The organism is Streptomyces sp. cg36 (assembly GCF_041080675.1).
Classification (GTDB): Bacteria; Actinomycetota; Actinomycetes; order Streptomycetales; family Streptomycetaceae; genus Streptomyces.
Map to the genome: position 1 here is coordinate 2914060 of NZ_CP163520.1, position 24181 is coordinate 2938240.

Annotated in this window: 22 protein-coding genes and 1 pseudogene; 10 read left to right on the forward strand and 13 right to left on the reverse strand. The window is 72.3% G+C overall.

Annotation, left to right across the window (positions count from 1 at the left end):
- Positions 1 to 12: 12 nt before the first annotated feature.
- The 6 genes from AB5J87_RS12830 to AB5J87_RS12855 all read right to left on the reverse strand — a co-directional run bounded on the left by AB5J87_RS12830 (position 13) and on the right by AB5J87_RS12855 (position 6892).
- The gene (locus AB5J87_RS12830) at positions 13 to 2544 is read right to left on the reverse strand and encodes a SpoIIE family protein phosphatase (protein ID WP_369383500.1); all 2532 of its coding nucleotides are present in this window, start codon (positions 2542 to 2544) and stop codon (positions 13 to 15) included.
- Positions 2545 to 2745: 201 nt separating this feature from the next.
- The gene (locus AB5J87_RS12835; protein ID WP_369376637.1) at positions 2746 to 3150 is read right to left on the reverse strand and encodes an ATP-binding protein; all 405 of its coding nucleotides are present in this window, start codon (positions 3148 to 3150) and stop codon (positions 2746 to 2748) included.
- Between the two features lie 380 nt (positions 3151 to 3530).
- The gene (locus AB5J87_RS12840; RefSeq protein ID WP_369376639.1) at positions 3531 to 3959 is read right to left on the reverse strand and encodes a (deoxy)nucleoside triphosphate pyrophosphohydrolase; all 429 of its coding nucleotides are present in this window, start codon (positions 3957 to 3959) and stop codon (positions 3531 to 3533) included.
- A gap of 126 nt (positions 3960 to 4085) precedes the next feature.
- Complete coding sequence (locus tag AB5J87_RS12845) at positions 4086 to 4262, reverse strand: SPOR domain-containing protein (protein WP_369376641.1); 177 nt, start codon at positions 4260 to 4262, stop codon at positions 4086 to 4088.
- Between the two features lie 253 nt (positions 4263 to 4515).
- A complete protein-coding gene (locus AB5J87_RS12850) occupies positions 4516 to 5268 on the reverse strand; it encodes a GntR family transcriptional regulator (protein ID WP_369376643.1) in 753 nt (250 codons plus the stop codon).
- A 403-nt stretch (positions 5269 to 5671) separates the two neighbouring features.
- Positions 5672 to 6892, reverse strand: coding sequence for a DUF4190 domain-containing protein (locus AB5J87_RS12855; RefSeq protein ID WP_369376645.1), 1221 nt, complete (start codon positions 6890 to 6892; stop codon positions 5672 to 5674).
- Positions 6893 to 7093: 201 nt separating this feature from the next.
- On the opposite strand from AB5J87_RS12855, the gene AB5J87_RS12860 reads away from it, so the two are divergent.
- A complete protein-coding gene (locus AB5J87_RS12860; protein ID WP_369376647.1) occupies positions 7094 to 8311 on the forward strand; it encodes a threonine synthase in 1218 nt (405 codons plus the stop codon).
- A gap of 263 nt (positions 8312 to 8574) precedes the next feature.
- On the opposite strand, the gene AB5J87_RS12865 is transcribed toward AB5J87_RS12860, so the two are convergent.
- On the reverse strand, positions 8575 to 9525 hold the full coding sequence (locus AB5J87_RS12865) for a carbon-nitrogen hydrolase family protein (RefSeq protein WP_369376649.1): 951 nt from the start codon (positions 9523 to 9525) through the stop codon (positions 8575 to 8577).
- Between the two features lie 310 nt (positions 9526 to 9835).
- Between AB5J87_RS12865 and AB5J87_RS12870 the strand changes: the two genes are divergently transcribed.
- Positions 9836 to 10105: a type II toxin-antitoxin system Phd/YefM family antitoxin gene (locus AB5J87_RS12870; RefSeq protein WP_019434848.1), complete on the forward strand. Its 270-nt coding sequence runs from the start codon at positions 9836 to 9838 to the stop codon at positions 10103 to 10105.
- A pseudogene (locus tag AB5J87_RS12875) lies at positions 10098 to 10358 on the forward strand (type II toxin-antitoxin system RelE/ParE family toxin); the annotation flags it as partial. The gene AB5J87_RS12870 and the pseudogene AB5J87_RS12875, both read left to right, overlap by 8 nt.
- Positions 10359 to 10494: 136 nt before the next feature.
- Here AB5J87_RS12875 and ychF read toward each other — a convergent pair.
- Positions 10495 to 11583: a redox-regulated ATPase YchF gene (gene ychF / locus AB5J87_RS12880; RefSeq protein WP_369376651.1), complete on the reverse strand. Its 1089-nt coding sequence runs from the start codon at positions 11581 to 11583 to the stop codon at positions 10495 to 10497.
- Between the two features lie 249 nt (positions 11584 to 11832).
- Here ychF and AB5J87_RS12885 point away from each other — a divergent pair, with 249 nt between their 5' ends.
- Positions 11833 to 12423, forward strand: a complete 591-nt coding sequence (locus AB5J87_RS12885; RefSeq protein ID WP_369376653.1) for a DUF6542 domain-containing protein — start codon at positions 11833 to 11835, stop codon at positions 12421 to 12423.
- Positions 12424 to 12889: 466 nt separating this feature from the next.
- On the opposite strand, the gene ppgK is transcribed toward AB5J87_RS12885, so the two are convergent.
- Positions 12890 to 13630: a polyphosphate--glucose phosphotransferase gene (ppgK, locus tag AB5J87_RS12890; RefSeq protein ID WP_369376654.1), complete on the reverse strand. Its 741-nt coding sequence runs from the start codon at positions 13628 to 13630 to the stop codon at positions 12890 to 12892.
- 106 nt (positions 13631 to 13736) lie between these two features.
- On the reverse strand, positions 13737 to 14735 hold the full coding sequence (locus tag AB5J87_RS12895) for a 4-hydroxy-3-methylbut-2-enyl diphosphate reductase (protein WP_369376656.1): 999 nt from the start codon (positions 14733 to 14735) through the stop codon (positions 13737 to 13739).
- Between the two features lie 206 nt (positions 14736 to 14941).
- Here AB5J87_RS12895 and AB5J87_RS12900 point away from each other — a divergent pair, with 206 nt between their 5' ends.
- From AB5J87_RS12900 to AB5J87_RS12915, 4 genes are all read left to right on the forward strand, one after another.
- Positions 14942 to 16330, forward strand: coding sequence for an APC family permease (locus tag AB5J87_RS12900; RefSeq protein ID WP_369376657.1), 1389 nt, complete (start codon positions 14942 to 14944; stop codon positions 16328 to 16330).
- 221 nt (positions 16331 to 16551) lie between these two features.
- Entirely contained in the window at positions 16552 to 17766 is a 1215-nt protein-coding gene (gene xseA, locus AB5J87_RS12905) for an exodeoxyribonuclease VII large subunit (protein WP_369376659.1), read from the forward strand.
- A gap of 11 nt (positions 17767 to 17777) precedes the next feature.
- On the forward strand, positions 17778 to 18080 hold the full coding sequence (locus AB5J87_RS12910; protein ID WP_369376661.1) for an exodeoxyribonuclease VII small subunit: 303 nt from the start codon (positions 17778 to 17780) through the stop codon (positions 18078 to 18080).
- 412 nt (positions 18081 to 18492) lie between these two features.
- On the forward strand, positions 18493 to 19083 hold the full coding sequence (locus AB5J87_RS12915) for a malonic semialdehyde reductase (RefSeq protein WP_369376663.1): 591 nt from the start codon (positions 18493 to 18495) through the stop codon (positions 19081 to 19083).
- 74 nt (positions 19084 to 19157) lie between these two features.
- On the opposite strand, the gene AB5J87_RS12920 is transcribed toward AB5J87_RS12915, so the two are convergent.
- Positions 19158 to 19691, reverse strand: a complete 534-nt coding sequence (locus tag AB5J87_RS12920; protein WP_369376664.1) for a DUF4245 domain-containing protein — start codon at positions 19689 to 19691, stop codon at positions 19158 to 19160.
- Between the two features lie 128 nt (positions 19692 to 19819).
- Between AB5J87_RS12920 and glpX the strand changes: the two genes are divergently transcribed.
- Positions 19820 to 20851, forward strand: a complete 1032-nt coding sequence (glpX, locus tag AB5J87_RS12925; RefSeq protein ID WP_369376665.1) for a class II fructose-bisphosphatase — start codon at positions 19820 to 19822, stop codon at positions 20849 to 20851.
- A gap of 82 nt (positions 20852 to 20933) precedes the next feature.
- On the opposite strand, the gene AB5J87_RS12930 is transcribed toward glpX, so the two are convergent.
- Both AB5J87_RS12930 and AB5J87_RS12935 read right to left on the reverse strand, forming a co-directional pair.
- Positions 20934 to 21290, reverse strand: coding sequence for a WhiB family transcriptional regulator (locus AB5J87_RS12930; RefSeq protein WP_067163559.1), 357 nt, complete (start codon positions 21288 to 21290; stop codon positions 20934 to 20936).
- A 149-nt stretch (positions 21291 to 21439) separates the two neighbouring features.
- Positions 21440 to 22168: a DUF1707 domain-containing protein gene (locus AB5J87_RS12935; protein ID WP_369376667.1), complete on the reverse strand. Its 729-nt coding sequence runs from the start codon at positions 22166 to 22168 to the stop codon at positions 21440 to 21442.
- A gap of 167 nt (positions 22169 to 22335) precedes the next feature.
- Between AB5J87_RS12935 and AB5J87_RS12940 the strand changes: the two genes are divergently transcribed.
- Positions 22336 to 24012: a fumarate hydratase gene (locus AB5J87_RS12940; protein ID WP_369376668.1), complete on the forward strand. Its 1677-nt coding sequence runs from the start codon at positions 22336 to 22338 to the stop codon at positions 24010 to 24012.
- Positions 24013 to 24181: the final 169 nt, after the last annotated feature.

Below are 24181 nucleotides of genomic sequence, written 5' to 3' on the forward strand. Positions count from 1 at the left end.
TGCGGCCTGCGGTCAGAACATGCTCAGGAGTTGCTCCTCCGTCAGTTCGGCGACGGGGGTGGACTGGCCGTCGGGGAGGGCGAGTTCGAACCAGACCGTCTTGCCGCGCGGCGTCCGGCGCGAACCCCACCCGGCGCTCAGCAGACCGACCAGCTGCAGCCCACGGCCGCCCTCGTCCGTGTCCCTGGCCCGCCGCCGTCTGGGCTGGACCAGACCCGCGTCCCACACCTCGCACACCAGCGTGCGGTCGCGCAGCAGCCGCAGCCGCACCTCGCCCTCGCCGTACCGCAGGGCGTTGGTGACGAGCTCGCTGACCAGCAGTTCGGTGGTGTCCACCAGGTCTTCCAGGTCCCAGGCCACCAGCTGGGCCCGGGCGAGCTCGCGGGCGCGGCCGACCGAGCGCGGTGAGCGGGGCAGCCGCCAGTCGCCGACGGCGTCCGTGGGCAGGCCCTGGATGCGGGCCATGAGCAGGGCGATGTCGTCCTCGCCGTGGCGGGTGTCCAGGGTGTTCAGGACCTGGTCGCAGACGTCCTCCAGCTCGGCCACCGGGTCGCTGATGGCCTTGCGGAAGGCCCGCAGCCCCTCCTCCAGGGGATGGTCGCGGGACTCGACGAGGCCGTCCGTGTAGAGGGCGAGCAGGGCGCCCTCGGGGAGGTCGACCTCGATCTCCTCGAACGGCTCGCCGCCGACGCCCAGCGGCAGGCCGGGCGGCACGTCCAGGAACAGCGCGGGTTCACCGGGCTCGACCAGGACGGGGGGCAGATGGCCGGCGTTGGCGATGGAGCAGCGCCGCGTCACCGGGTCGTACACGGCGTACACACAGGTCGCCAGGTAGACCTCGGAGAGGTCGGCCTCGCGGGACTTGTGGGCGGCGCGGGAGCCGGGGCGGCCACGCCGGACGTGGCCCGCCGCGCGGTCGGGGCCGCCGGGGTCGCCGAGGCCACGGGCGATCTCGTCCAGGTGCGAGAGCACCTCGGCGGGCTCCAGGTCGAGCATGGCCAGGGTCCGTACGGCGGTGCGCAGCTCGCCCATGGCGACGGCGGCGCGCAGGCCCCGGCCCATCACGTCGCCGACGACCAGGGCGGTGCGGTGGCCGGGGAGTTCGATCACGTCGAACCAGTCGCCGCCGACCTCGGTGGCGGCGTTGCCCGGCAGATAGCGGCAGGCGATGTCCAGCCCGGCGGCCTCGGGGTCGCCGGGCGGGAGCAGGGAGCGCTGCAGTATCAGCGCGCGTTCGTGCTCCCTCCGGTACAGGCGGGCGTTGTCGATGCAGACGGCGGCGCGGGAGGCGAGTTCGGTGGCGAGGGCGCGGTCGCGCTCGCCGAAGGGTTCGCTGCCCTTGGCGCGGGAGAACTGGACCAGGCCGACGACGGTGTCGTGGGCCACCATCGGGACGGCGAGCGTGGTGTGCACCAGGCTGCCCTCGTCGCCCGGTACGGCGCGTGAGCGGCCGGTGCGCAGGGCGTCGGCGCAGGGCGAGTGGAAGGGGTAGCGGTGCACGTCCCCCACCGAGACGGACGCGGCCGGGGCGGTGGCCCCGGTGAGGGTGAGCGGCGCGTCCGCGACGGCGCTGGCGAAGGCGACGCGGCGGAGCTCGGCGCTGCCGTCGGCGCGGTTCTGGATGGCGTCGTCGCCCGCGAGCAGCGCCTGGTAGAGGTCGACGGAGGCGAGGTCGCAGAAGCCGGGGACCGCGACGTCGAGGAGTTCGCGGGCGGTGGTCTCCAGGTCGAGGGAGTTGCCGATCCGGCTGCCGGCCTCGTTGAGGAGGGCGAGGTTGCGGCGGGCATCGGCGGCCTCGCGGGCCGCGTTGTGACGGCGGGTCACATCGATGCCGAGGCTGGCGACGCCGATCGGCCGTCCGGTGCCGCTGTGCACCCGGTAGAGGTTGATCGACCAGTGCCTGCGGGCGGGGTCGCCCGGCGCGCTGCCGACGAGCTGGAAGTCGGTGACGGCCTCGCCGGTGTCGAGGACGCGCTGGAGGGCGGCGGCCATCCGGTCGGCCTCGCCGCCCGCGAGGTAGTCGTGGACGGTGCGGCCCCGGTGCTCAGCCGGTTCCCCGCCGAAGACGGTGGCGAACCGCCGGTTGGCGCGCAGGACCGTGAGGTCGGTGCCGAACAGCAGGAACCCGAAGGGAGATTGACCGAAAATCGCCTGCGAGGCGGCCAGGTCGGTCTCTATGCCGCGCAGTGCCCGGACATCGACGACGATACAGAGCGCACCGCGCTCCCCGGTCGCCGTCTCGCTCGGCATCACATACAGCTCGGCGAGCCCGTGCCGCCCCTCCTGCTCGGGCATGCGGAACGGTACGAGGCCGGTCCACTCCCGCCCGTCCAGGATCTCGGCGACCCGTCGGTGACCTTGGGAGCGCAGCTCAGGGGGCATGAAGGCGTCGACCGGGTCGGTTCCCACGACTTCGCGGGCGGTCAGCCCGAACTGCTCCTCGGCCCGCAGGCTCCACTGCTCGATCAGCCCGTCGGGCCCGATCGAGAACGAGGCGACCCTGATGTAGTCATAGATCGAGCCAGGCGGGCTGCTCTGCCACACGACACCGCCAGCCGTCTCAGGTATCTCGCTCACGCGACCGTCCCCTCCAGCTCACCGCACCGGACCGGCCTTGACCGCAGTATTCAGTACTACGGCCCCCACCGGCACGGCGTTCACGATCACATCCCGGTCTCGTTCTTTTCCGGCCGTCTGACGGCCCCGGGGTCCACCGGGGCTGTGATCGTCCGTCCCACCCTCCTTCTAACCAGGCAGGGCCAGCTCGAACCACACGGTCTTGCCCGTCCTGCCGCGCCGGGTCCCCCAGCGCCGAGCAGAACAAGCCACCAACTGGAGTCCCCGGCCGCCCTCGTCGTCCGGTCCGGCGTCCCGTTCCACCGGTTCCTGGGGCAGCGGGTCGGAGACCTCCACCAGCAGGGCGCCGGGGTCCGGGCGGACCATCCGGACCCCGATCGGCCCCGAGGCGTACCGCAGGGAATTGGTCACGAGCTCACTGACCAGGAGCACCGCCACATCGCTGACGGCCGGGTCCAGTGCCCAGCCGCGCAGGGTGTCCCTGACGGCGTGCCGCGCGGTGCGTACGGCGTTGGCCTCTGCCGGGAAGGTCCACTCGGCACAGCCGCCAGAGGTGTCGATCACGCCGCTCACCCGCATCCGACTCTTCGGGGGGTTTGGATGGATTAATAGCCACATACCCGATATTTGCCGCCAGCTATCCCCTGGTGGGGCACGTGGTGGCACGAACGGCGTAGAGGCGGAAGGGGGTGATGGGGCGGGCCAGTCGGCGCCCCGGGCCGCCCACGACCACGCCATGGCCACAGCCACCGCCGCCACGGACACGGCCACGGCCACCGGCACGGCTGAGGCGCCCTCGCGCACCGCGCCCCTCACCCGGCGGGCCGTGCCCACAACCGGGCCACGTCCACCAACGGGCCACGTCCAGCGGGCCCCCCATCCCCGGGGCCACACCCACCGCGCCCCTCACCCAGCGGACCACATCCAGCGGCTCCCGCACAGCCCCGGCCCGCTCAGCGAGCGCTGTCGGTGCCGCCCGCCGTCAGGGTGTCGGCGGCCAGGATGCGGGCCGCCTCCGCGACCGCCGGACGGTCCTGGGGGAGCCAGTCGACCTGGTCCACCTCGTCCGGTGCGAGCCAGCGCAGGGCGTCGTGGTCCTCCAGGGGGCGGGGTTCGCCGGAGAGCAGCCGGGCGGTCCACACCCACAGCACGTACCCCGGCTTGAGCGGCCACTCCCCCGCGATGCGCGCGAGCGGTTCGGTCTCCACGCCCAGTTCCTCGCGCAGCTCGCGCACCAGCGCGTCCCGGGGCCGCTCGCCCGGCTCGACCTTGCCGCCGGGCAGTTCCCAGCGCCCGGCCAGCTCCGGCGGGGCGCTGCGGCGTGCGGCCAGCAGCCTGCCCCGGTCGTAGACGGCTCCGGCCACCACCACGCGATCGTCCATGCGCCGGAGCGTAACCCGGCCGTGGCGGGCCCGGCCGACCGGGCGGCCACCGGGCCCGCCTCCCGCTCCTCGCCCTCGTACGCCCCGGTGCGGCGCCGTCGTCGGCACCCGGCCGGGCGCGCGCCGCTACTGCGCCGGCTGTGCGACGCGCTCCACCCAGTAGAGCCGGTGCCCCTGGTCGTCGAGGCTGTCGACGATCTTCTGTGCCTCGGCCCGGGTGGCGTACCTGCCGACGCGGTAGCGGTTGCCGTTGTCGTCCTGACGTATGACCTGCCAGGCAAGCACCATGCCACCGTCGTTCATTGCGCCCCTCCCGCTGTCGGCGTGCAGGTCGGCAAAGATCCCCAGGAAACCGCATTGCGCATATGCCCGAGCCTACGCCTGACCTTCACTCAGCGGATCCGCGCTTACACGAAGAGATACGGATCCGGCCACAGGAGGGCAAGATGACGGGGGCGCACTCATACGAGTGCGCCCCCGTGGCAGGAGTTGACCGTGTGTCAGCCCATAGTGGTCATCTCAAAGCTGTCATCCCAAAGCTGTCACCTCGGCATCCCTACTTCACCGGCAGGTGGTAGGCGATCCGATAGCGGTCGGCGGGAACCACGACGTCGGCCGTCTCCACCGCGCGCCCCGACGCGTAGTACGTACGCTCGATGACGAGCACCACATGGCCCGGCACCCCGCCCAGCGCCAGCAGCTCCTCGGCGAGTCCGGGGCGGGCGCCGACCTCCTCCACCACGTTGTCCACGACGACGTCGATGGCGGCCATCCGCTCGACGACCCCGCATCCCCCGAGCGGCCCTTCCTCCGGCAGCATCACGGGCGTGCGCCCGGTGACTTCCAGGGGCTCCCAGGAGGTGGAGAGCATCATCTGCTCGCCCGAGTCCCGGTACACGTACCGGGTGCGCATCACGCGGTCGCCGGGGTGGATGCCGAGCCGCTTGGCGATCTCGGCGGACGCCTCGTCCTGCTCGCTGCTCGACTCCCAGGTGCCCCGGGTGCCGTCCTCGGCCTGCTCCTGGCGGAACGGGCTGGCACCCCTGGCCGGCCGGAACCCGGAGCGGGCCACCCGGCGCGGCACCGGCCGCTCCTTCACGTACGTGCCCGAACCCGAGCGGCCCTCGACCAGCCCCTCGGCCATCAGGACCTTGCGGGCCTCCAGGGCGACGGTGTCCGACACCCCGTACTCCTCGCGGATGCGGGCCTGGGAGGGGAGGCGGGTGTGCGGCGGCAGTGAGCCACTGACGATCTTCTGCCGGAGATCGCTGGCTACGCGCAGATAAGCCGGCTGCTCACCGAAAGTCACTGGCCACTCCCATCAGGTTGACAGACTGCAACAGCGTGGCAACCGTGGGTTGTGCGCCGCAAGCCAAGGCCAGGGTTTCACCCGATGTGATGACCGGCCCGTGTCCTGCGCATACCCCGGGTACGGCGGGGGAAGAATCGTCCGTACGCCCCCGCGCGCCGCCCGCACGGCCCGCACGACGCCCGGACCGCCGCCGCCCACGGTCCGCCGCCTCGGATCTACCCGGCGGGGACCTTACTGGAACCAGGCATTCCGATTCTGGCGCTGGTACTGGTACTGGCTGTGGTTCCGCTTCAGATACGGGTTGGGGCTGTCGTCGTGGTCGTGGTCGTGGTGACAGCCTCACTTCCGCCCGGGCGGGGCGAGGGGGCCTCAGACCTCCGCCCCTCGGGGCGAGGGGGCCTCAGACCTCCGTACCGCTTCCGCTGCCGCCGTCGGTTTCCTCGCTGTCGGTGCCGCCCGACGACCCGCCGTCGGCGCCACCGCTGCTGCTGCCGCCGGAGTCGGTGGCGGGCGGGGTGGTCGCCAGGTGCAGGGCGGCCCGGGCCGCGACCTCCGTGGCCTGGCGCAGGGCGCGGTCCGCCGCGCCCGAGTGCAGGTAGAAGGCGTCCGCGTCGGCGGCCACCGCGGCCTTCGCCCACTCCTTCTGCGCCAGGTCGACCTCCTTGAGGCGGGCGTCCACCGGGTCCTGTGCGGTGCTGGGCCAGCTGCGTCCGCGCAGCCGGGTGCCCTCCTGCGTCAGCACCTCGGACACCTGCCCGGCCCACTTCTTGAACCCGTCCAGATCGTCCTCGACGCGGTCCTGGTCGGGCCCGGCCGCGAGCACCCGGTCGTAGGCGTTGGCGGCGCGCAGATAGGTCATCTGGTCGGGGTCGAGCCGGCGGGCGTCATTGCGCACGGACCCCTTCAGCTTGCCGCTCGTCGTGGCGAACGCGCAGGTCACCGAGTGGTCGCCGACCTTCCAGCTCTGCTGGCTCGGCGTGTAGTAGTACGACTCGGCCTCCACCGGCAGGGCCCAGCTGTCCATCGCGTACTCCTGCTCGACGGCCCAGCACTTCTGGTCCGCGAGCGCGGTCATCCGCTGTTCGCCGGGGAACGCGGAGCCGTCCAGCTTGAAGGAGCCGGAGACCTCGCCGTCGTGCGGTTCGGCGCAGGGGACGACGTTCACCTTGACGACCTCGCGCTCCAGCTCGCCGCCGGGGACCACGAAGCAGTCGCCCTTGCGCAGGTCCATGGTGCTGCGCCGGCTCTTGGCGTCGTCGATGCCCTCGCGGAACCCGTCCCAGAACGCTCCGAACCCGCCGCTGACCGCCAGGACGAGCGCCAGGACCGTGGCGATCGAGGAGAGCACCACACCCGTGATCGCCATGCCCTTGCCGCGCAGCCCCTTCTTGCGGATCTGCGCGAGGGCGAAGCCGCCCAGCACCAGACCGAGTGGCGGCACACAGCAGACGATCCCCGTGACCAGCGAGGCGATCGCCAGACCACTGGTCTTGGCGGGCTCCTGGAACGGCTGCGGATACGGGTACCAGGGCTGCTGCGGCACCGGGTACGGGGGCGGCCAGCCGGGACCGTGGCCCTGGCCCGGCGGCGGCTCGGGCGCGGGCGGCGGCGGTATGTCCACGGGTGAGGGCTCCTCGTCGAGGTCAGCGAACTGCTGCGCGAATCGTACGCGGGACCATGAGGGCCGCGACCGCCGAAGCGGATCCTTTCCCTCCGTCGATTTCCGGCATGGAGGAGCGGACCTGGTTCCCCCGTGGAGGAGGGGCTCTGGAGGGGGTGCGGAGTCGATCTTCCATGGGGACGGACGAATTAGGGTCGCCGTATGACACGTGCGAACAGGCCGCATGCGGACAGGCCGCCGACGGAGAGCCCGGGTCCACAGGGCCTCGACCGCCCCGGCGCCCCCGGAACCCCGGGCGCCCCGGACTCCCACCCCTCCTACCGCTGCCCGCTGGACGGCACCCGGGTGCCCGTCGAGGCGGACGCGCCCTGGTGCTGCCCCGTCTGCCGGGGCCCCTGGGACCTGGACTTCACGGCCGGGGCGGTCCGGGCGTCGGCGCTCGCCGGACGGGTCGGCTCGCTCTGGCGCTACGCGGAGGCGCTGCCGCTCGCCGGGCCGCCGCCCGTCACCCTGGGCGAGGGCCGCACCCCGCTGGTGCCGCTCACCGACACCGTCACGGCCAAGCTGGACTTCCTGATGCCGACGCTGTCGTTCAAGGACCGGGGCGCGGTGCTGCTCGCCGAGCTGGCCCGGCGGCTGGCGCCCGAGCGGGTGGTCGCGGACAGCAGCGGCAACGCGGGCACCTCCGTGGCCGCCTACCTCGCCCGGGCCCAGCTGCCCTGCACGGTGTACGTGCCGGAGTCGACCTCGCCGAAGAAGGTCGAGCAGATCGCGGCGCACGGGGCCCGGGTCGAGCGGGTCCCCGGCGACCGCGAGGCCACGGCACGGGCGGCCCGGCGGGCGGCGGACACCCCGGGCACGTTCTACGCCTCGCACGTCTTCAACCCGTACTTCCTGCACGGCACCAAGACGTACGTGTACGAACTGTGGGAGGAGCTGGGCGGGCGGCTGCCCGAGGCGATCGTGGTGCCGGTCGGCAACGGCACCCTGCTGCTCGGCGCCGCGCTGGCCACGGCCGAGCTGTACGCCCACGGCCTGATCCCCGAGCGCCCCGCCCTGGTAGCGGTGCAGGCGGAGGCGGTGTCACCGCTGGCGCGGGCGTTCCGGGCGGGGGCGGAGGACGCGGCGGAGGTGCCCGCGGCCGAGACGCTGGCGGAGGGGATCGCGATCACCGCGCCGCCCCGGGCGCGCCAGATCCTGCGTGCGGTACGGGAGTCGGGCGGCACGTTCCTGACGGTGAACGAGGACCAGATCCGCGCGGCCCAGCTGGACCTCGCCGGACGCGGCCTGTTCGTCGAGTCGACGGCGGCGGCCTGCTGGGCAGCGGTCACCGCCACCCCACCACCCCTGACCGACCGCAGCACGGTGGTACCGCTGTGCGGGGCGGGGCTGAAGACGGGGGTGGCGGCGGGGGTGTAGGGGGCGGGGGGGCTGTTCAGCTGGGTGAGGCCGTATGGGAGGGGGTTCGGCTCAGCCGAGCGAGGCGTGCGGGACGGGGTTCGGCTCGGCTCAGCCGGCCGGGGCGTGCGGGAACGGGGTCCGGCTCAGCCGGCCGAGGCGTACGGGACAGGGTTCGGCTCGGCCGGCCGAGGCGTACAGGAACGGGGTTCGGCTCAGCCGGCCGAGGGCGCACCGGACAGGACTCGGCGCAGCCGAGCGAGGGGTGCGGGACGGGGCTCGGCTCAGCCGGCCGGGGCGTGCGGGACGGGCAGGTCGACGCGTACGAGGTGGCGCGGCCCGGCCCATGGATCGCGCGAGCCAGCCGCGCCGCCGGACTCCCCGGCATCCTCCGCCGCTCCCACCCCCCTCACCCCTCTCATCTCCCGCATCTCTCGCAGGTCCCGCAGCATGGGCTCGGCTTCGCGGAGGGTGCGGAGGGCGTCCGGGGAGAGTTCGGCGTGGACGATCTCCTCGTCGTGGGGGCCCGCCTCGGCCACGATGCGGCCGTCGGGGCCCCACACGGCGCTGTTGCCGCAGGTCTCCCAACCGCCGGTCGTACCAATGTGGTTGGCGAGCACCGCGTACACCGTGTTGTCGAAGGCGCGCGCGGGGAACCAGACGCGTGACTCGTGGTGGCCGCCCCCGACGCCGAACAGCGCCCCCACGACGTACGCGTGGCATCCGTCGAGCGCCGCGGCGCGCGCGTGCTCGGGGAAGCCGGAGTCGTAACAGACGCCGAGGCCGAGGCGCCACTCCCCCACTTCGAGGGTGAGCCCGGTGGAGCCCGGCCGGTACACGTCCCGCTCGGCCTTGAACAGTGTCTGCTTGTCGTAGCGGGCACGGACGCCGGAGCCGTCGATCACGAGGGCGGACACGTACAGTTCGCCGCCGTCGTGGACGGCGGCGCCGACGATCGCGACCACACCGCTCTCCCGGCAGGCGGCCACGACGGGCGCGAGGCGGGGGTCGGCGAGCCCGTTCACGGCGCACCGCTCGGGGTCGGCCCGGATGAGCTCGGGCTCGTACCCGCTCAGGAACTTCTCGGCGAGGACGACGACTTGCGCACCACCCGCTCCGGCGGCCCGCACCAGACGGGCGGCGGTGGCGGCGTTGGCGGTGACATCACCGGCGACGACGTGGGCCTGGGCGGCGGCTATCCGCAAGGGCTGAGAGGGAATCCCGTATTCGATCACGGACCTTCACCCTACCGGGGCGGGTGGTGGGCGTGCGGGGCTGGGCGGCCGGGCCGGATCACCAAACCCTTGTTCGAACCCGAAGGGGTCCCTGCCCTCCGTCTCCACGTCCCGTGCACCGCTCCGCGCCCGGCGACGGAAGGCCGCCTCCGTGAGCGTCGTCACTCTGCTGACCTCTTTTGGAGCCCTTATCCAGCACCGGTCCAGCACAGTGCGAGTTCACCCAGTACATCCGACACACACGAGCCAACGAACGCCCGCCGCCCACGACACATTGTGTACACATGAGACACTCGGTACCTTTGAGCGCATGACGCAGCCTCTCCCCATAGAGTCCATCCGAGACGTGCGTGCCCACCTCGCCGAGGTGGTGGAGCGCGCCGATCGCGACGACGTACCCACGGTGATCACGCGCCGGGGCAAGGAGGTCGCCGCCGTCGTCTCCATCGAAGTCCTGCGCAAGTACCAGGAGTGGGAGGAGCGCGAAATCAATCGGATCATCGACGAGCGCATGGCCAACCCGGCGCCCGGCATCCCGATCGAGGACATCATGAGGGAGACGCTGGCGCGCGGTGAGTGAGTACAGGACCGTCTTCCGACCCGAGGCGCAGGCCGAGCTTCGCAAGATCCTCCGCGACATGGCCCTGCGCATCCTGGCGAAGCTGACCGAGCTGGAATCCGACCCACTCGGCTTCAACACCACCGCACTCGTGTCCCAGCCGGACCGCCGCCGACTGCGTGTCGGCGACTACCGCGTCGTCTACACGCTCGACAACGGGGAACTGGTGGTCTGGGTCGTTCACGTGGGACACCGATCCACCGTTTACGACACCCGATCACCTCTGACCGCGCGTCAGAACATCCAGCACCCATCCAGCACGGCGACGACGAAGGGGCCGGACTCGACAGAGCCCGACCCCTTCTGACTTGCACGTTTGACTCAATGCCTCACGTGAAGTTCGCGTACGACTACACGTTGAACCGGAACTCCACCACGTCCCCGTCCTGCATCACATACTCCTTGCCCTCCATGCGCGCCTTGCCCTTCGCGCGGGCCTCGGCGACCGAGCCGGTTTCCACCAGGTCGTGGAAGGAGATGACCTCCGCCTTGATGAAGCCCTTCTGGAAGTCGGTGTGGATGACACCGGCCGCCTCGGGGGCCGTGGCGCCCTTCTTGATCGTCCAGGCGCGGGCTTCCTTCGGGCCTGCCGTCAGGTACGTCTGGAGGCCCAGGGTGTCGAAGCCGACGCGGGCGAGGGTGGCCAGGCCCGGCTCCTCGGCGCCGACGGACTGGAGGAGCTCCAGCGCGTCCGCCTCGTCGAGCTCGGCCAGGTCCTGCTCCAGCTTGGCGTTGAGGAAGATCGCCTCGGCCGGGGCGACCAGCGCGCGCTGCTCGGCCTTGAAGGCGTCGTCGGTGAGCTCGTCCTCGTCGACGTTGAAGACGTAGAGGAACGGCTTCGTCGTGAGGAGGTGCAGGTCGTGGAGGAGCTCCGCCTTCTCCGAGCCCTGGAGGATCCCGGCCGAGAAGAGCGTGTCGCCCTTCTCCAGGATCTCCTTGGCCGCCTCGACCGCCGCCACCTTCGGGGCGACGTCCTTCTTGATCCGGGACTCCTTCTGGAGGCGCGGCAGGACCTTCTCGATGGTCTGGAGGTCGGCGAGGATCAGCTCGGTGTTGATCGTCTCGATGTCGTCCTTCGGGGACACCTTGCCGTCGACGTGGACGACGTTCTCGTCCTTGAAGGCGCGGATGACCTGGCAGATCGCGTCCGACTCGCGGATGTTCGCGAGGAACTTGTTGCCCAGGCCCTCGCCCTCGCTCGCGCCGCGCACGATGCCGGCGATGTCGACGAAGTCGACCGTGGCGGGCAGCACGCGCTGCGAGGAGAAGACCTCCGCGAGCTTGTCGAGGCGCGGGTCGGGGACGCCGACGACGCCGACGTTCGGCTCGATGGTGGCGAACGGGTAGTTGGCCGCCAGCACGTCGTTCTTGGTCAGGGCGTTGAACAGGGTCGACTTGCCGACATTCGGCAGACCGACGATTCCGATCGTGAGCGACACGTTGGCGACTTCCCGGTACGAGGGTGATGGTCCGTCCGCCCCCGGGCCGGGGGCCGACGCCCCCGCGGATGGGGGCCGACTCACCAGTTTACGGGCGTGCCGCGCCGTCAGCGACGGCCGCCGCCGGGTCGGGCCCGGCACCGCCCATACCGCCTCCGGGGGCGGTTTCGCGTCGAACGCAACGCCAAGCTCACCCAAAGGGCGTGTCCCATGAGTGGTTACTCCCCTGTTGCGACCTACGTTGGTCCGGTGGAGCAATACAGGACGCGCACCCCGCAGCACGGACAGCGAGCACGGACGGCCGGTGACCCCGCCGAGCGGCGCCCGGCCGGGCGCACCCCCGGGCGGCCTCCGCTCGGGCCGCAGGCCGCCGGGGAGGCGTCCGCCGTGTACCGGGTGGCGGCGAAGCCCGCCCCGCCGTTCGCGCTGGCCCTGCGCAGGCTGCCGCAGCCCCGGCTCACCGGGCTGGGCGGCGGGCTCTTCGCCGCTGCCCTGATGTTCCTGGTCGGCTGTCTCGACTGGCTGCTCTTCGACGGCTCACCCGCCGTGTACGGCGTGCTGTTCCTGCCGGTCAGCGCGGTGACGGCGCTCTGGGTGCGCCCCGCCGACCTGGTCAGCGCACCCATCAGCGTGCCGATCGCCTTCGCCTTCGGCATCGTCCCGATCGCGGACGGCAGCGGCGGCCTCGGCGGTCAGGCCATGGCCGTGGTCACCGCCCTCGCCCTGCACGCGGGCTGGCTGTACGGCGGCACGCTGGTGGCCGGGGTGATCGCGAGCGTGCGCAAGGTCCGGCTGATGGGCCGACGACGCAACCGGCCCGCCGTCCCGCCCCGCCGGTAGCCCACCCGGCCCGTACGGGCGGAGAGCGGGTGCCCCGGCCCGGCTCAGCGCCCAGCCCGCCGCCACACGGCCAGCCCTCCCTCCGACGCGTGCCTGGCCGCCCGGCCCAGCCCCCGTACGCAGGAACGGGAAGCGGGGACGGCTCGGGCAGGAAACCACCGGCCAGCCCCCCCGTATGCAGGAACGGGAAGCGGACACCCCCCGCGGCGCGCTCCTGGCCCCGACCGCCCCCCGTACGGCTGGAAGCCTGCGCCCCCCGTCGGCGTACCCCCCGAACACCGTTCCAGCCCGGCCCCTCTGAGGTGTACCGGCGGGCAGGAGCTCGACCCGGCTGAGTACGCGCGGGGCGGGGACTTGGCCTGGCTCACCGGCGGGCGGGGCCGCCTGGTTCAGTCCCGGCGGGGCGGGGCTCGCCGGCCCCGGCTGAGCGCCGGAGCGCCGCACTCTCCGTCCGGGCCCCCGCCCCCTACCGCCGCGCCGCCGTCATCGCCGCTCCCACGATTCCCGCGTTGTTCTGCAGCTGCGCCGGGACGATCTCCGCCCGGATGCCCTCGATCAGGGGCAGGAACTTCGCCGCCTTGCGGCTGACGCCGCCGCCGATGATGAACAGCTCCGGGGAGAAGAGCATCTCGACGTGCGCGAGGTACTTCTTCACCCGGCGGGCCCAGTGCTCCCAGGTCAGGTCCTCGTCCTCCTTGGCCTTCGTCGACGCGCGCTTCTCCGCGTCGTGCCCGTTCAGCTCCAGGTGGCCCAGTTCCGTGTTGGGCACCAGGCCGCCGTCGAGGAAGAGGGCGCTGCCGATGCCCGTGCCGAACGTCAGCAGGATCACCGTGCCCTTGCGGCCCCGGCCCGCGCCGAAGTGCATCTCGGCCACGCCCGCCGCGTCCGCGTCGTTCATCACCGTCACCGGCAGGCCGCCCAGGCGGTCGCCGAGCAGGCGGGCGCCGTCCACGCCTATCCACTCGTCCGAGACGTTGGCCGCGGTTCTGATCGTGTTGCCCGTGACCACGCCGGGGAAGGTGATCCCGACCGGGCCCGTCCAGCCGAAGTTGGCGACGACCTCCGCGACGCCGCCCGCCACCGCCTCGGGCGTCGCGGGGTGCGGGGTCAGCACCTTGTGCCGCTCCAGGGCGAGGTCTCCGCGCTCCAGGTCCACGGGAGCACCCTTGATCCCCGACCCGCCGATGTCCACTCCGAAGACGTTCATGGACACCACGTTACGGGCGGGCACTGACAGTCACCCGGGGAACGCCCTGACCAGCGGTCCCCGTGCTCCGCCCGCCTCCCGGGCCGGATCGGGCCGGGCCGGTCCGCTACTGCGCGGACCCGCCCGACAGCCGCGCCGCCTCCGCGCGCAGGTCGCGGCGCAGCTCCTTCGGCAGCGAGAACGTGATCGACTCCTCGGCCGCCTTGACGATCTCCACGTCCTCGAACCCGCGCTGGGCGAGCCACTCCAGGACGCCCTCGACCAGGACCTCGGGGACGGACGCGCCGGAGGTGAGGCCGACCGTGGTGACCCCCTCCAGCCATGCCTCGTCGATCTCGTCCGCGAAGTCCACCAGGTGGGCGTCGCGCGCGCCCGCGCCGAGGGCGACCTCGACGAGGCGGACCGAGTTCGAGGAGTTCTTGGAGCCGACGACGATAACCAGGTCGGCGTCGGCGCCCATCTGCTTCACCGCGGTCTGGCGGTTCTGCGTGGCGTAGCAGATGTCGTCGCTGGGCGGGGAGATCAGCAGCGGGAACTTCTGCTTCAGCGCGTCCACCGTCTCCATGGTCTCGTCGACCGAGAGGGTGGTCTGGGAGAGCCAGACGACCTTCGACTCGTCGCGGACCTCGACGCCCGCCACGTCCTCGGGGCCGTCGACCAGCGTGATGTGGTCGGGGGCCTCGCCGGAGGTGCCGATGACCTCCTCGTGGCCCTCGTGGCCGATCAGCAGGATGTCGTAGTCCTCATTGGCGAAGCGGACGGCTTCCTTGTGGACCTTGGTGACCAGCGGGCAGGTCGCGTCGATGGTGGCGAGCCCCCGCTCCGCCGCCTCCTCGTGGACCGTCGGCGCCACGCCGTGCGCCGAGAACATCACGATGGAGCCCTCGGGGACCTCCGCCGTCGCGTCGACGAAGATCGCGCCCTTCTTCTCCAGGGTCTGCACGACGTACTTGTTGTGGACGATCTCGTGGCGTACGTAGATCGGCGACCCGTACTGCTCCAGGGCCTTCTCGACGGCGATCACGGCGCGGTCCACGCCCGCGCAGTAGCCACGGGGCGCGGCGAGCAGGACACGGCGGGCAGGCGTAGCAGTCATGCGGTCCATGGTACGGCCGGGGTGCGACACCCCCGTGTCGGCCCGGCGCGCCCCGCCCGGCCGCGCGCCCCGCCCGCGCGCCCGTCCTCTCCGCTCGCCCTCCCGCTCACCCTGCCGTTCGCCCGCGCCCGCCCTCCCCGCTCACCCGCGCCCGTCCGGCGCCCGCTTGCCCGCTCCGGAAGGCCAAAGATCGTCGGGCCCACCAGACTGGCCGCATGAGCGTGCAGAACGAGGAGAGCGAGCGGTCGGCGCCGCACGAGGGGCTGCGGCGCAGCCTCGGATTCCGCGACCTGGTCGTCTACGGGCTGCTGTTCATCGCCCCCATGGCGCCCGTCGGCATCTTCGGCACGCTCGATGCGAAGTCGCACGGCGCGGTGGCCCTCGTCTACCTCGTCTCGACGGTCGCGATGGCGTTCACCGCGTTCAGCTACGCCCAGATGGTGCGGGTCGCCCCGCAGGCGGGCTCGGTCTTCGCGTACGCGCGCGCGGGGCTCGGCGAGGGCGCCGGGTTCGTCGCCGGGTGGATGGCGATGCTCGACTACCTGCTGATCCCGGCGGTCGCCTATCTGTTCTCCGGGATCGCGATGAACTCCCTGGTCCCGTCCGTCTCCCGCTGGGTGTGGACCGCGCTGGCGGTGGTGATCACCACCGCGCTCAACCTCTGGGGCGTACGGGCGGCGGCACGGGTCGGCTTCGCGGTCCTCGCCATGGAGATCGCCGTACTGCTGGTGTTCGTGGTCTCGGCGGTGGTCGTCCTCGTACAGGACGGGGCGCGGCGCGACTGGCTGTCGCCGCTGGCCGGGGACGTGGGCTTCTCCATGTCGGCGGTGCTCGGCGCGGTGTCGGTGGCCGTGCTCTCGTACCTGGGCTTCGACGCGATCGCCACCTTCGCGGAGGAGGTGACCGGGGGCAGCGCCAAGGTCGCGCGCGCGGTGCTGCTCTGTCTGGCGCTCGCGGGCGTGCTGTTCGTGGCGCAGACGTATCTGGCGGCGCTGCTCACACCGTCGTCGTCGGCCGCGCTGGCCGCCGAGCCCGGCAAGCAGGGCTCGGCCTTCTACGACGCGGTCGAGGTGTCCGTGGGCGACTGGCTGCACGATCTGGTGGCGGTCAGCAAGGCGATCGGGGCGGCGTTCGCGGCGCTGGCCGGGCAGGCGGCGGCCGGGCGGCTGGTGTTCGCCATGGCCCGCGAGCGGCGGCTGCCGAAGGCGCTGGCCCGTACGGACTCCGGCGTGCCGCGCGCGGCCCTGCTGGTGGCCGCCGTGGTGACGCTGGTGGCGGCGGTCTGGGCGGCCCGCCGCGACGACGGGATGGACCACTTGGTGTCGGTGGTCGACATGGGCGCCCTGACGGCGTTCCTGCTGCTGCACGCGTCGGTGATCGGCTGGTACGCGGTGCGCCGCCGCGACGGCGAGCCCCGTTGGCTCGCCCATGTGGTCCTGCCGCTGTGCGGCGGCGCGGTGATCGTGGCCGTGATGTGGGAGGCGACGCACACGGCGCAGGTGGTGGGCCTGGTGTGGCTGGTGCTGGGCATCGGGGTGCTGATGGTGCAGGGCGCGGAACGGTTCGGCCGAGGGACGGGACCCGGCCCAGGCGCGGGGGCGTGAGGGCCGACGCACGGGGACGGGGGAACCGGCCGCTACGCGCGCGTGGTGGTGGACCGACGCAACGCCCATGAGCGACAACAGGCGAACCAACCGCCACGCGCCCGTGACCGCGAACTCCCCCGCCCCGCCACACACCCGGCGACCCGCCGGGCCCCGGACCGCCCCGACCCGGTCCGACGTGTGGTCGGGGGTGTGTCAGTGGGTGCCGTTAGCCTGCGTACATGGGTCTGAATACGAGTGCTCAGGCGCCGCTGCCGGTCGGTGAGGTGTCGCGGCTCATCGGGGGGTGGATCGACCGGCTGGGGGCGATCTGGGTCGAGGGGCAGATCACCCAGCTCTCGCGGCGGCCCGGCGCGGGCGTGGTGTTCCTGACGCTGCGTGACCCGGCGCACGACATCTCGGTGTCGGTCACCTGCTACCGGCAGGTGTTCGACGCGGTGGCGGACGTCGTCGCGGAGGGCGCCCGGGTCGTGGTGCACGCGAAGCCGGAGTGGTACGCGCCGCGCGGCCAGCTGTCGCTGCGGGCCGCGGAGATACGGCCGGTCGGCGTCGGGGAACTGCTGGCCAGGCTGGAGCAGTTGAAGAAGACGCTGGCGGCCGAGGGCCTGTTCGCGCTCGACCGCAAGCGCCCGCTGCCGTTCCTGCCGCAGCTCGTCGGTCTGGTGGTGGGCCGCGCCTCGGCGGCCGAGCGGGACGTGCTGGAGAACGCGCGGCGGCGCTGGCCCGCCGTCCGCTTCGAGGTGCGCAACGTGGCGGTGCAGGGGGTGCACGCGGTGCCGCAGGTCGTGGAGGCGGTCCAGGAGCTGGACCGCATGGCGGACGTCGACGTGATCATCGTGGCGCGGGGCGGCGGCAGCGTGGAGGACCTGCTGCCGTTCTCCGACGAGCGGGTGGTGCGCGCGGTCTCCGGGTGCCGCACGCCGGTGGTGTCGGCCATCGGGCACGAGCCGGACTCCCCGCTGCTCGACCTGGTGGCGGACCTGCGCGCCTCCACGCCGACGGACGCGGCCAAGAAGGTGGTCCCCGACGTCGGGGAGGAGCTGGACCGCGTCCGGATGCTGCGGGACCGGGCGCGCCGGCACATGGGGTCGCTGGTCGACCGCGAGGAGCGGGGGCTGGCCGGGGTCCTGGCCCGCCCCTGGATGGAGCGCCCGCACCGGATGGTGGAGGACCGGGCGGACGAGGTGGAGGCGCTGGTCGACCGCTCCCGCCGGGTCCTGGGCCACCTCCTGGACCGCGCGGACTCCGAGCTGGCGCACACCCGCGCGCGCGTGGTCGCGCTGTCGCCTGCCGCGACGCTGGAGCGGGGGTACGCGGTGCTGCAGCGGGCGGACGGCACGGTGGTGCGGGCGCCCGGGGAGGTCGCCGGGGGCGAGGAGTTGCGGGCCAGGGTGGCCGAGGGCGGGTTCACGGTTGTCGTCGGGACGGATGCGTAAGGGTGAGTGACATGGCAGCGAAGGCGAAGACGGACGCGGCGGACGGCGCGGGCGACGGCGGCGGGAGCGGCGCAGAGCGGGCGGACGGAGGCGCCGCGGTCCCCGCGGGCGCGTCGGCCTCGTCCGAGTCGCTCGGCTACGAGCAGGCGCGGGACGAGCTGATCGACGTCGTCCGGCGCCTGGAGGCGGGGGGCACGACCCTGGAGGAGTCGCTGGCGCTCTGGGAGCGCGGGGAGGCGCTGGCGAAGGTGTGCCGGCGCTGGCTGGAGGGGGCGCGGGCCCGGCTGGACGCGGCACTGGAAGCGGAGGGGTAAGTTCCATCAGGGCGGTCCCCGGCCGGCCGGCCCCGCACCGGAATGCCCCACTCCGGCCGCGCCACCCGTCCACGTACCGGATCCACTCAATCCGGCCGCACCGTCCGACCCCGTACCGCAATCAGCTACTCCGGCCGCGCCGCCCGACCCCGTACCGGAATCAGCCACTCCGGCCACGCCGCCCGACCGCGCGCCGGATCCACTCGATCCGGCCGCACCGCCCCACCACGTACCGGCTTCAGCCGCCCCGCTCGCGTCGCCCAGCCGCGTACCGGATCGCCTCACTCCGCTTTGTGAGGCCGGTCACCCTGCGGCCGGTTTAGTTGAAACTTAACCTAACTCTGCCTTACGGTGTGCTCACCGCTTGATTCCCCCACAAGCGGAATCCCCGTAAGTCCGAAGAAGGTATGCAATGTCTCTCGCCCTCGACTCCGCCGCGCAGGACCTCCTCTTCCGTGAGGCGCGCACGGCCAACACGTTCACCGACGAGCCGGTGACCGAGGAGCAGGTGCAGGCGATCTACGACCTGGTCAAGTTCGGGCCGACCGCCTTCAACCAGACGCCGCTGCGCATCGTGCTGGTCCGCTCCGCCGAGGCCCGCGAGCGCCTGGTGGCGCACATGGCCGAGGGCAACCGCGCCAAGACCGCCACCGCCCCGCTGGTCGCGATCCTCGCCGCGGACAACGAGTTCCACGAGGAGCTCCCCCAGCTGTTCCCGCACTTCCCGCAGGCCAAGGACGTCTTCTTCAGCGAGCGCCCGGTCCGGGAGAACGCCGCGACCCTGAACGCCGCCCTCCAGGCCGCCTACTTCATCGTCGGCGTCCGCGCCGCCGGCCTCGCGGCCGGCCCGATGACCGGCTTCGACGGCGCCGCCATCCAGAAGGAGTTCCTGGACGGCGACCACACCCCGCTGATGGTCGTCAACATCGGCAAGCCGGGCGAGGACGCCTCGTACCCGCGCAGCCCGCGCCTGTCGTACGACGACGTCGTCACCACCGTCTGAGCCACGGGCCCCGGCACACGAAGGCCGCCGCACCCCTCACGGGTGCGGCGGCCTTCGCCGTGTCGCGCGCGGCGCTACGCCTTCTTCAGCTCCAGCGCCGCCGCCATCCGCTCCAGTTGGGCGAAGCCCGCCGTGCCGGTGACCACGGTCGTGGAGCCCTTGTCCTCGCGGACGAGCGCGTCGTACTTGGGGCCCTCCCAGCGGCGCCAGGTCGCACCGGCGATCTGCTGGGTGTGGTCCGTCTTGGACGCCCGCTTGGCCACGGACCGGATGTACTTGTCCCGGTCGGGCGCCGAGGACTGCTCGATCGCCACGTACTCCTTGTCCGGGTCGAGGAAGCCCAGGTGCCAGGCGTTGTCGGCCTGGCCGTCGTACGTGACCGAGGTCGCCGTCCACTTGTCCTGGTCGGGGAGCCCGACCGGCGCCGCCACCGGGTACGGCGCGGCGCGCCGGACCGTCAGCAGTTCGACGCGGTAGTCGACCGCCTTGATCGGGTCCTTCTTGCCGTCGTGCGGGACGAACATGTAGATCACAGCCACGGCGATGCCGATCACCGCCAGCGACTGCAGCATGTTCCGCACACTCTGCTTGCCTCGTGTTCCTGCCACGCCCCCATGGTCTCAGGTCATGTCGCTGCTCATACGTGGCCCCCTCTGCTCATTTTGTCGATGTGACGATAGAGTCCAGGGACCCTCTGATTTCGACCGGCCGTCGCCGTACAGAAAGGTGCGCTCCGATGACCGAGCACAACTTGCCGCCCCAGCTGGAGGTCTCGCCCGAGGCCCCCGACCGCAACCTCGCCCTGGAGCTCGTCCGGGTCACCGAGGCCGCCGCCATGGCCGCGGGCCGGTGGGTCGGCCGTGGCGACAAGATCGGCGCGGACGGCGCCGCGGTCAACGCGATGCGCACCCTCGTCTCCACCGTCTCGATGAACGGCGTCGTCGTCATCGGTGAGGGCGAGAAGGACGAGGCGCCGATGCTCTACAACGGCGAGCGCATCGGCGACGGCACCGGCCCCGAGGTCGACATCGCCGTCGACCCGATCGACGGCACCACGCTCAACGCCAAGGGCATGCCCAACGCGATCGCGGTGCTCGCCGCCGCCGACCGCGGCACGATGTTCGACCCGTCGGCCGTCTTCTACATGGACAAGCTGGTCACCGGCCCCGAGGCCGCCGACTTCGTCGACATCAACGCCCCCGTCTCGGTGAACATCCGGCGCGTGGCCAAGGCGAAGAACTCCTCGCCCGAGGACGTCACCGTGGTCATCCTGGACCGCCCCCGCCACGAGGGCATCGTCAAGGAGATCCGGGAGACCGGCGCCCGCATCAAGTTCATCTCGGACGGCGACGTGGCCGGTTCGATCATGGCCGTGCGCGAGGGCACCGGCGTCGACCTGCTCATGGGCATCGGCGGCACCCCCGAGGGCATCATCTCGGCGTGCGCGATCAAGTGCCTCGGCGGCACCATCCAGGGCAAGCTGTGGCCCAAGGACGAGGCCGAGCGGCAGCGCGCGCTGGACGCGGGCCACGACCTGGACCGGGTGCTGAGCACCAACGACCTGGTCTCGGGCGAGAACGTGTTCTTCGTCGCCACCGGCATCACCGACGGCGAGCTGCTGCGCGGGGTGCGCTACCGGGCCGAGACCGCGACCACCCAGTCGCTGGTCATGCGCTCCAAGTCGGGCACGATCCGCCAGATCGACTCGACCCACCGGCTGTCCAAGCTGCGCGCCTACAGCCAGATCGACTTCGACCGCGCGAAGTAGCCCGCGCGGTCGCGCGCGTACGCGAAGGGGCGCCCCCTTGTGCGGACGGGAGCGCCCCTTCGCGTACGTACGCGCGCGCACGTCAGGCGGCGGACGCGGCCTTCTTCAGCTCGACCTCGCGCCGGCGCCGCCGGGCCAGCACCACGCGCCGCTCCGCCGCGGTCAGCCCGCCCCACACCCCGTACGGCTCGGGCATCAGCAGGGCGTGCTCGCGGCACTCGACCATCACCGGGCAGCGGGCACAGACGCGCTTGGCGGCCTCCTCGCGGGAGAGCCGGGCCGCGGTCGGCTCCTTGGAGGGGGCGAAGAACAGCCCCGCCTCGTCCCGGCGGCAGACCGCTTCCGTGTGCCACGGGCCCGCCTGGTCCTCCCGAGCTGGGCCGCGCTGCGGCGGGACTGCGACGGCGACCTGCAGGGACTGATGCGGCGGATGCAGCACGGCCAACTCCTGACGACGGCTGACGACGGCTTCGCGAGCGAGCGACGATGCGACAGTCCCTACCCGCTGTGCGCGTGCCTATGCACTGAGTTCCGTAGTGCGGAAGCCCGATCGTGCGCCGGTGACCGGAAGTGTGCGGACGCGATGCGTCAGGAGCCGAGGCGTTTGCGCAGGCGGTCGTGGAGGTCGGCGATCCGCTTCCCGCGCTTGGGTTTGGCCTCGATGTTGCCGAATACCGAGTACCCGTTCACCACGACCACGGGCGCCTCCGGATGATCGGCCTCCACGGTGTCCACTTCGAAGTTGCCGAAGATGCCGGTCCCGTTGCCGCGCAGGGTGACGTTCTCGGGAACCCGCACCTCGACGTTGCCGAAGACCGATGTGGCGTTGATGACCGAAAGCCGCTGTGCGAAGTACGCCTCGGTGAGGTCGATCTCGATGCTGCCGAAGAGCGCGAAGGCGTTGGTGCGGCGGCCGATGCGCCAGCGGCCCTTGCGGGTGGAGGCGGAGAAGACGGCGACGAGGTTCTCGGCGACGCCCGCCGCCGCCTCGTCGTCGGCGGGCACGGGAGCGTGTGCGGTCGCGTACGCGGGCGGCTGCGGGGCGAAGCGCGCGGCGCCCCCGGCGGCGGCCGGCAGATCACTCACCAGCGGCTCCAGCTCGCCCATCGTCTTGGCCCGGTAGACGCCGTCGATGCGCTCCGCGTGCTCCTCCGCGTCCAGCCGCCCCTCCGCGAGGGCCTCGCGGAGGATGTCGGCGACCCGGTCGCGGTCGGCGTCCGAGGCGCGCAGGCCGGACGCGGCCCCGGCCGGAGCGGGCGGGGCAGTCGGTGCGGGCTGCTGCGCGGGCTGCGCCGGTGCGTGCTTTTCGAGGTCCACGGAGTCAGCGTACCCAAACGCGATAGATCGCGACTAGGGGTCGGCCCCGGCGGGCGTGGGGGCCGCGGTGCCAACTGAGCCTTACCTCACAGAATCGGCACCGGCCGGGCGGCATACGCTTGAGGGTGCTGTGCCAATGGAGGTCAGCCGCGTCTGCCGAGTGAGGAATGGCCGTAATGCCAGAGTTTGCGTACTCCGATCTGCTCCCGCTGGGAGCGGACACCACGCCCTACCGCCTGGTGACCGCCGAGGGTGTCTCCACCTTCGAGGCCGACGGCCGTACGTTCCTCAAGGTCGAGCCGGAGGCGCTGCGCAAGCTCGCCGCCGAGGCGATCCACGACATCCAGCACTATCTGCGCCCGGCCCACCTGGCCCAGCTGCGCCGGATCATCGACGACCCCGAGGCGTCCGGCAACGACAAGTTCGTGGCGCTCGACCTGCTGAAGAACGCCAACATCGCGGCGGCGGGCGTCCTGCCGATGTGCCAGGACACCGGCACGGCGATCGTGATGGGCAAGCGCGGGCAGAACGTGCTGACCGAGGGCGGCGACGAGGAAGCCCTCTCGCGCGGCATCTACGACGCGTACACCCAGCTCAACCTGCGCTACTCGCAGATGGCTCCGCTCACCATGTGGGAGGAGAAGAACACCGGCTCCAACCTGCCCGCGCAGATCGAGCTGTACGCGACCGACGGCGGCGCCTACAAGTTCCTCTTCATGGCCAAGGGCGGCGGCTCGGCCAACAAGTCGTTCCTGTACCAGGAGACGAAGGCCGTCCTCAACGAAGCCTCCATGATGAAGTTCCTGGAGGAGAAGATCCGTTCGCTCGGTACGGCGGCGTGCCCGCCCTACCACCTGGCGATCGTGGTCGGCGGCACCTCCGCCGAGTTCGCGCTGAAGACCGCGAAGTACGCCTCGGCGCACTACCTCGACGAACTGCCCTCCGAGGGCTCGGAGCTGGGGCACGGCTTCCGCGACGAGGAGCTGGAGAAGAAGGTCTTCGAGCTGACGCAGAAGATCGGCATCGGCGCGCAGTTCGGCGGCAAGTACTTCTGCCACGACGTGCGCGTGGTGCGCCTGCCCCGGCACGGCGCCTCGCTGCCGGTCGCGATCGCCGTGTCCTGCTCGGCCGACCGCCAGGCCGTCGCCAAGATCACCGCCGAGGGCGTGTTCCTGGAGGAGCTGGAGAAGGACCCGGCGCGGTTCCTGCCGGAGACCACGGACGAGCACCTCTCCTCGGGCGAGGACGACGTCGTGCGCATCGACCTCAACCGGCCGATGGACGAGATCCTCGCCGAGCTCACCAAGTACCCGGTCAAGACCCGGCTCTCGCTGACCGGTCCGCTGGTCGTGGCGCGCGACATCGCGCACGCCAAGATCAAGGAGCGGCTCGACGCGGGCGAGGAGATGCCGCAGTACCTGAAGGACCACCCGGTGTACTACGCGGGTCCCGCGAAGACGCCCGAGGGGTACGCGTCCGGCTCCTTCGGGCCGACCACGGCGGGCCGCATGGACTCCTACGTGGAGCAGTTCCAGGCGGCGGGCGGCTCCAAGGTGATGCTGGCCAAGGGCAACCGGTCGGCGCAGGTCACCAAGGCGTGCGGGGCGCACGGCGGGTTCTACCTCGGTTCCATCGGCGGGCCCGCGGCGCGCCTCGCCCAGGACTGCATCAAGAAGGTCGAGGTCGTCGAGTACGAGGAGCTCGGCATGGAGGCGGTGTGGAAGATCGAGGTCGAGGACTTCCCCGCGTTCATCGTCGTCGACGACAAGGGCAACGACTTCTTCCAGGCTCCGGCCGAGCCGCCGACCTTCCTGAACATCCCGCTGCGGGGGGCTGCGCAGTAAGGCGGCTCCGATCCCCTCCCCGCCCCTTCCCGAAAGCCCTCTGGCGGGCGGCCGGGCGGGGCGGGGCGGGCCCGGGGGCTTCGCCCCCGGACCCCCTCGGGTGGCTGCGGGCCGGGCCCGCTTGCCGTTTTGGCTGCGGGCCGGGCCCACCTTCCTTCGCCTGCGGGCC

Bases quoted from the DNA above. Each gene is read 5' to 3' on its own strand.
- AB5J87_RS12910 (WP_369376661.1), top strand. From the start codon at position 17,778: ATGGCAGCGAAGGCGAAGACGGACGCGGCGGACGGCGCGGGCGACGGC.
- AB5J87_RS12915 (WP_369376663.1), top strand. From the start codon at position 18,493: ATGTCTCTCGCCCTCGACTCCGCCGCGCAGGACCTCCTCTTCCGTGAG.
- AB5J87_RS12870 (WP_019434848.1), top strand. From the start codon at position 9,836: ATGACGCAGCCTCTCCCCATAGAGTCCATCCGAGACGTGCGTGCCCAC.
- glpX (WP_369376665.1), top strand. From the start codon at position 19,820: ATGACCGAGCACAACTTGCCGCCCCAGCTGGAGGTCTCGCCCGAGGCC.
- AB5J87_RS12845 (WP_369376641.1), bottom strand. From the start codon at position 4,262: ATGAACGACGGTGGCATGGTGCTTGCCTGGCAGGTCATACGTCAGGAC.
- xseA (WP_369376659.1), top strand. From the start codon at position 16,552: ATGGGTCTGAATACGAGTGCTCAGGCGCCGCTGCCGGTCGGTGAGGTG.
- AB5J87_RS12840 (WP_369376639.1), bottom strand. From the start codon at position 3,959: ATGGACGATCGCGTGGTGGTGGCCGGAGCCGTCTACGACCGGGGCAGG.
- ppgK (WP_369376654.1), bottom strand. From the start codon at position 13,630: ATGAACGTCTTCGGAGTGGACATCGGCGGGTCGGGGATCAAGGGTGCT.
- AB5J87_RS12860 (WP_369376647.1), top strand. From the start codon at position 7,094: ATGACACGTGCGAACAGGCCGCATGCGGACAGGCCGCCGACGGAGAGC.
- AB5J87_RS12895 (WP_369376656.1), bottom strand. From the start codon at position 14,735: ATGGACCGCATGACTGCTACGCCTGCCCGCCGTGTCCTGCTCGCCGCG.
- AB5J87_RS12900 (WP_369376657.1), top strand. From the start codon at position 14,942: ATGAGCGTGCAGAACGAGGAGAGCGAGCGGTCGGCGCCGCACGAGGGG.
- AB5J87_RS12940 (WP_369376668.1), top strand. From the start codon at position 22,336: ATGGCCGTAATGCCAGAGTTTGCGTACTCCGATCTGCTCCCGCTGGGA.